The sequence below is a fragment of the Paenirhodobacter ferrireducens genome, from assembly GCF_004022265.1.
GTDB lineage: Bacteria > Pseudomonadota > Alphaproteobacteria > Rhodobacterales > Rhodobacteraceae > Rhodobacter > Rhodobacter ferrireducens.
In genome coordinates, this window is record NZ_SAVB01000016.1 from 128,714 (window position 1) to 134,850 (window position 6,137).

Below are 6,137 nucleotides of genomic sequence, written 5' to 3' on the forward strand. Positions count from 1 at the left end.
TTGGGTCTTACGCCGTGAGCCCCTCGGGCTCGGGCAATCCGTTGGCGCGGCAGCAGGCGGTGAGCGTGTTCGCCAGCAGACAGGCGATGGTCATCGGCCCGACGCCGCCCGGCACCGGGGTGATCGCACCGGCAACCTCGACGGCGCTCGCGAAATCGACATCGCCCACCAGCTTCGTCTTGCCGTCGCGCTCGATCCGGTTGATGCCGACGTCGATCACCGTCGCGCCGGGTTTCACCCACGCGCCCGGGATCATCTCGGGCCGGCCCACGGCGGCGACGAGAATGTCGGCGCGGCGGCAGACCGCGCCAAGGTCTTTCGTGCGGCTGTGCGCGATCGTCACCGTGCAGCTGTCGCCCAGAAGCAGCTGCGCCATCGGTTTGCCGACGATGTTCGAGCGCCCCACCACGACCGCATCGAGGCCGCTCAGCGAACCCAGATGGTCGCGCAGCATCATCAGGCAGCCGAGCGGCGTGCAGGGCACCATCGCCTTCTGCCCGGTGCCCAGAAGCCCGACATTCGAGATATGGAAGCCGTCGACGTCCTTCGCCGGATCGATGGCGTTGATGACAAGATCGCTGTCGAGGTGTTTCGGCAGTGGCAGCTGCACGAGGATGCCATGCACCGCCGGATCGGCGTTGAGCCGGCCGATCAGGCCGAGCAGCTCGGCTTCCGAGGTCTCGGCCGGCAGCTTGTGCTCGTAGGAGGTCATGCCGACCTCGACGGTCTGCTTGCCCTTGTTGCGGACATAGACCTGTGACGCCGGATCCTCGCCCACCAGCACCACCGCGAGGCCCGGGGTGATCCCCTGTTCCTCGCGCAGCCGCGCCACATGTTCGGCCACCTGCGCCCGGACGCCCTCCGCAAAGGCCTTCCCGTCGATGATCTTGGCACTCATGCCGGTTCCTCCTGCTGCCGCATCGCGGCGGTCTCGATCGCGTGCCACAGCGAGCCCGCCAGCGTGCGCATGCCGATGATCGCGAGACGATCCTCGGTGCGGCGGATCACGAACACCGACATGTGCTCGAGCCCCGTCCGCGTCGCGCAGCCGGGGCCGAAACCCGCCGCATCCACGTTGATGAGTTTCTCCATCAGCCGAACGATCGGTGCGCCACCGGCGACCGAAACGATCTCGAAGGCGACCCAGCCGTCAGTCTGTTCGGTCACCGAGCAGTCGGGATGGCGGGTTTTCAGCGCGCGCGCGACGTCCTCCCCGGCGCGGCCCTCGGCCTCGATCATCCACTGGCCGGGGCCGGTCCAGAACGCCGCCACCGCCTGCCCTGCGCTCCAGCGGCCCGGGCCGGGCAGCACAAGCCCCATCGGTGCGGGCGGCGCCGCGCCGCGCCGCAGTGCGAGCCCGGCCAGCGCCACCGCCTCGTTCACCGAGATCGTCAGCGCGCCCGCGCGCAGGGAGGAAACAGCCGCACGGCCGAGTGCGGGCATCGGGGTCAGGTCAGTCACGGAGCCGTCCTCCTTCGGGATCGACGAAATGAGTCGGGACCACGCGCAGCGCGATCTGCTGATTTTGCAAGGGGTTGGCGGCGGTGATGACCTCGCCCATGCGGGCGGCACCACCCGTCAGGAAGCCAAGCCCGATCATCGAGCCGACATGCGGCGAGTAGCAGGCCGAGGTGATCCAGCCCTGATCGGTCTCGGTCTTCTGCGCGGCCCCTTGCGCGAAGAGATGCGAACCGGCGGTGACCGGCTGCGTCGGATCGACCGGTTGCAGCCCGACGAGGACGCGGGTTTCGGCCAGAAGCCCCTCGCGCCGGCTCATCACCGCGCCGATCGCGTCCTTCTTCGTGGACACCATCTTGCCCATGCCCAGCATCTGCGCCGTGGTCTGGCCGTTCAGCTCATTGCCCGCGGCATGGCCCTGCTCGATGCGCAAGACGCCAAGCGCCTCGGTGCCGTAGGGGGTCGCGCCAAGATCGGCGCCCACCTCGATCATCCGCGCCATCAGCGCATTGCCATAGCGCGCCGGCACCGCGATCTCATAGGCAAGCTCGCCCGAGAAGGAGATCCGGAAGAGCCGCGCCCGCAGCCCGCCGCAGACGGTGAGTTCCGAACAGGCCATGAAGGGGAAGGCTTCGTTCGAGAGGTCGAACCCGTCCACCACCCGTTCGAGCAGCTTGCGCGCATTGGGGCCGGCGACCGAGATCTGTGCCCAGGCGTCGGTCGTCGAAATCAGCTGCACGTCGAGCTCGGGCCAGAGGCACTGGCGGCAGAACTCCATGTGGCGATAGACAGGGCCGGCCTGCGCCGTCGTGGTGGTGACGATGTAGTGGTCTTCGGCCAACCGCGCGCAGGTGCCGTCGTCATAGGCAAAGCCGTCCTCGCGCAGCATCAGCCCATAGCGCACCATCCCGACCTTCAGCGAGGCCATCGCATTGGCATAGACGCGGTTCAGGAACTCGCCGGCATCCGCGCCCTGAACATCGACCTTGCCGAGCGTGGTGACGTCGCACAGCCCGACGCCCGCGCGGGTGGCGAGCACCTCGCGATCGACCGTCTCGCGCCAGGTTTTCTCGCCCTTGCGGGGGAAGTATTGCGCGCGCATCCACTGGCCGACCTCGACGAAGACGGCGCCCTGGGCCTTGGCCCATTCGTGCGTCGGCGTCAGGCGGCGGGGGCGGAAATGGGTGCCGGTGTCGCCATGGCCGAGCGTCGAAAGCGCAACGCCGGTATAGGGCGGGCGGAAAATCGTGGTGCCGGTCTGGGCGATCGTCTTGCCGGTCAGCTCGGCCATCACGGCGAGCGCAGTGACGTTCGCGGTCTTGCCCTGATCGGTCGCCATGCCCAGCGTCGTCCAGCGTTTCAGATGCTCGACGGGACGCATGTTCTCCAGATGCGCCAGATTGATGTCCTTCACGGTGACATCGTTCTGGAAATCGACCCAGGCGCGGCCCTTGCCCGGCACATGCCAGAAGGCGGCCTGGCGCTGCGGCGCATCCTCGGCGCGCGGCAGCGCGGGCAGCGAAGCGGTGATGCCCAGCTCCGCCAGCGCCGCCTGTGCCACCGCGGCGCCCGAGGCGAGGGCTGCGGCGGTCGTGCCCTGCCCCGCGGCGGCGCCCGCGGCGGTGAGGCCGGGCACCGCGCCCGGTTCGGGCAGGAAGGCCTGAGCCGCATCGTCCCAGAGCGGCCGGCCACGGTGATGCGAGGCGAGATGCACATTCGGGTTCCAGCCGCCGGCGACGCCAAGCGCGCCGACGTCAAGCCAGCTCGTCTGCCCCTCGCGGGTGACGGCGATCCGCTCGAGCCCCAGCCGCCCCTTGGCGTCGCTGACGACGGCGCCCGCGAACAGCGGATATTTGCCAAGCGCCTTCGCATCGGCGCGGGTGTCGATCACGCCGGCGATGGTGACGCCTTTCGCGGCGAGGTCGAGCGCAGTGCGGTGGCCGTCGTCGCCGGAGGTGAAGATCGCCACGGTCTCGGCCGGGCTCACCGCCCAGCGGTTCGCATAGGCGCGCATCGCCCCCGCCAGCATGATGCCGGGGCGGTCATTATTGGCAAAGGGGATGTGCCGCTCGGTCGCGCCGGCGGCGAGCACCGTGCGTTTCGCGGTGATCCGCCAGAGCGTCTGGCGCACCGCGGTCCCCGGCGTGGCGAGATGGTCCGACACCCGCTCGACCGCGCCGAAGATGCCGTGATCGAAGGCGCCGAAGACGGTGGTGCGGCGCATCACGCGCAGGTTCGGCAGGCTGGCGAATTCGGCCTCGAGAGAGGCGACCCAATCCATCGCGGCGGCATCGTCGAGCGTGTGGCTTTCCGCCATCAGCCGCCCGCCAAGGCGGAAGTCCTCGTCGGCGAGGATTACCTTCGCCCCGGCCCGCGCGGCGGTGAGCGCGGCGGCCAGGCCCGCGGCGCCGGCGCCGATCACGAGGAGGTCGCAGTGCAGGAAGCCCTTGTCGTAGCTGTCCGGGTCCGGAAGCATCGACAGGCTGCCCAGCCCCGCCGCGCGGCGGATCATCGGCTCGTAGAGCTTTTCCCAGAACGCCTTCGGCCACATGAAGGTCTTGTAGTAGAAGCCCGCCGCGAAGAAGGGCGACAGCAGGTCGTTCACCGCGAGGAAATCGCGCTCGAGCGAGCCCACACGGTTCTGGCTGTTGGCGACAAGCCCGTCGTAAAGCTCGGCCACGGTGGCGCGGGTGTTCGGCTCCTGCCGCGCTCCCGCGCGCAGTTCGACGAGCGCATTCGGCTCCTCCGAGCCTGCCGCGACGACGCCGCGCGGGCGGTGATACTTGAACGAACGGCCCATCAGCCGCACGTCATTGGCCAGAAGCGCCGAGGCCAGCGTGTCGCCGCGATGGCCGGTGTAGGACTTGCCGTCGAAGGTGAAGTTCAGATGTTCGGAACGGTCGATCAGACCACCGGAAAGACGGGTCATTTCGCCCCTCCCTTCTGGGCCAGCGCCACGTCGCGGGCAAGCTCGGCGCCGAGGATTTCATGGGTCAGCGTGTTGCGCGTGACGACCAGCCAGCTGCGGTCGCCCTGTTCGTGGAACCACAGCTCGCGGTGCACGCCGGCGGGGTTGTCGCGCAGATAGACATGGCGGTTGAAGGCATCGAGCGCACCTTCCGCCATGCCGTCGGGACGGTTCAGAAGCGACGCATCGCCGAGATAGGTGAACTCCTGCGCGTCGCGGGGGCCAAGGAGGGGATGGGGGATCAGCATGATCTTGCCTTGATGTCCGGAATTCTGCGTGGGGGGTCAGTGCAGGTTGGGCTGCGCGCCCATACCCTTTTCGTCGATCACATAGCCGCGCTCGAACCGGTCGAGCCGGTAGGCGGTGGCGGTCTCGTGCGGGCGGTCGGTGGCGAGCAGATGCGCGAAGCAATAGCCCGAGGCGGGCGTCGCCTTGAACCCGCCATAGCACCAGCCGCCGTTGAAATAGAGCCCGTCGACCGGCGTGCGGTCGATGATCGGCGAGCCATCCATCGACATGTCCATGATCCCGCCCCAGACCCGCAAAAGCCGCGCGCGCCCGATCGCCGGCATCAGCGCAAGGCCGCCCTCGGCCACCTCCTCGATCACCGGAAGGTTGCCGCGCTGTGCATAGGAGTTGTAGCCGTCGATGTCGCCGCCGAAGACGAGCCCGCCCTTGTCCGACTGGCTGACGTAGAAATGCCCCGCGCCGAAGGTGATGACGCCGTCGACGACGGGTTTCAGCCCTTCGCTCACGAAGGCCTGCAGCACATGGCTCTCGATCGGCAGGCGCATTCCGGCCATCTGCATCACCCGGCTCGACGAACCGGCCACCGCGACGCCGACCTTTTTCGCGCCGATGTAGCCGCGGGTCGTTTCCACGCCCAGAACCTTGCCGTTCTCGATGCGGAAGCCGGTGACCTCGCAATTCTGGATGATGTCGACGCCCAGAAGATCGGCGCCGCGCGCATAGCCCCAGACGACGCCGTCATGGCGCGCGGTGCCGGCGCGGCGCTGCAACAGCCCGCCCTTGATCGGGAAGCGCGCATTGTCGAAGTTGAGCCAGGGATACATCGCCCGCACGCCCTCGCGGTCGAGGAGTTCCGCGTCGGCGCCGGCCAGCAGCATCGCATTGCCGCGGCGGCGATAGGCGTCGCGCTGGCCGTCGGTATGGATCAGGTTCAAGATCCCGCGCTGGCTCACCATCGCGTTGAAGTTGAACTCCTGCTCCATGTTTTCCCAGAGCTTCATCGAGAACTCGTAGAACGGTTCGTTGCCCGGCAGCAGGTAGTTCGAGCGGATGATCGTGGTGTTGCGCCCGATGTTGCCGGAGCCGAGCCAGCCCTTTTCCAGCACCGCGATGCGCTTGCCCTGGAACACCTTCGCCAGGTGATAGGCGGTCGACAGCCCCCCACCGCCACCGCCGACGATGACAACGTCATAGGCGGGCTGCGGCTCGGGGTTGCGCCACAGGGGTTTCCACCCGTGGTGCCCCGTCAGGGCCTCTTTGAGAACGCGAAAGCCGGAAAAGCGCATTGTGTTCATCCGAGTAGGGGAAACGGGCCCGGGTTTTCCGGGCGCGGTGGTGGTTTCAGATATCGAGGGTATTGTCGCGTTCCCAGTGGGAGAAGTGGTTCACGAAGGCGTTCCACTCCTGCATCTTGAGCTTGAGATATCCCGCCGAGAATTCCTCGCCCATGGCGGCCTTGAGG

The 6,137-nt window shown here is 68.1% G+C and carries 6 protein-coding genes; all 6 read right to left on the reverse strand.

The window, feature by feature from the left end; translation table 11 throughout:
* Positions 1–7: 7 nt before the first annotated feature.
* Entirely contained in the window at positions 8–898 is an 891-nt protein-coding gene (gene folD, locus EOW65_RS12715; protein ID WP_128149983.1) for a bifunctional methylenetetrahydrofolate dehydrogenase/methenyltetrahydrofolate cyclohydrolase FolD, read from the reverse strand.
* Positions 895–1,461 carry a sarcosine oxidase subunit gamma gene (locus tag EOW65_RS12720; RefSeq protein ID WP_128149985.1) on the reverse strand — a complete coding sequence of 189 codons (567 nt, stop codon included), beginning with the start codon at positions 1,459–1,461 and terminating at the stop codon, positions 895–897. Before EOW65_RS12720 ends, folD begins: the two co-directional genes overlap by 4 nt.
* Entirely contained in the window at positions 1,454–4,387 is a 2,934-nt protein-coding gene (locus EOW65_RS12725) for a sarcosine oxidase subunit alpha family protein (RefSeq protein WP_128149987.1), read from the reverse strand. Before EOW65_RS12725 ends, EOW65_RS12720 begins: the two co-directional genes overlap by 8 nt.
* Positions 4,384–4,674, reverse strand: a complete 291-nt coding sequence (locus EOW65_RS12730) for a sarcosine oxidase subunit delta (RefSeq protein ID WP_128149989.1) — start codon at positions 4,672–4,674, stop codon at positions 4,384–4,386. The genes EOW65_RS12725 and EOW65_RS12730 overlap by 4 nt, the downstream gene beginning before the upstream one ends.
* Before the next feature lie 36 nt (positions 4,675–4,710).
* Positions 4,711–5,961, reverse strand: coding sequence for a sarcosine oxidase subunit beta family protein (locus tag EOW65_RS12735; RefSeq protein WP_128150003.1), 1,251 nt, complete (start codon positions 5,959–5,961; stop codon positions 4,711–4,713).
* Between the two features lie 55 nt (positions 5,962–6,016).
* A partial coding sequence (locus tag EOW65_RS20275; RefSeq protein WP_240664472.1) for a glutamine synthetase occupies positions 6,017–6,137 on the reverse strand: 121 nt, incomplete at its 5' end.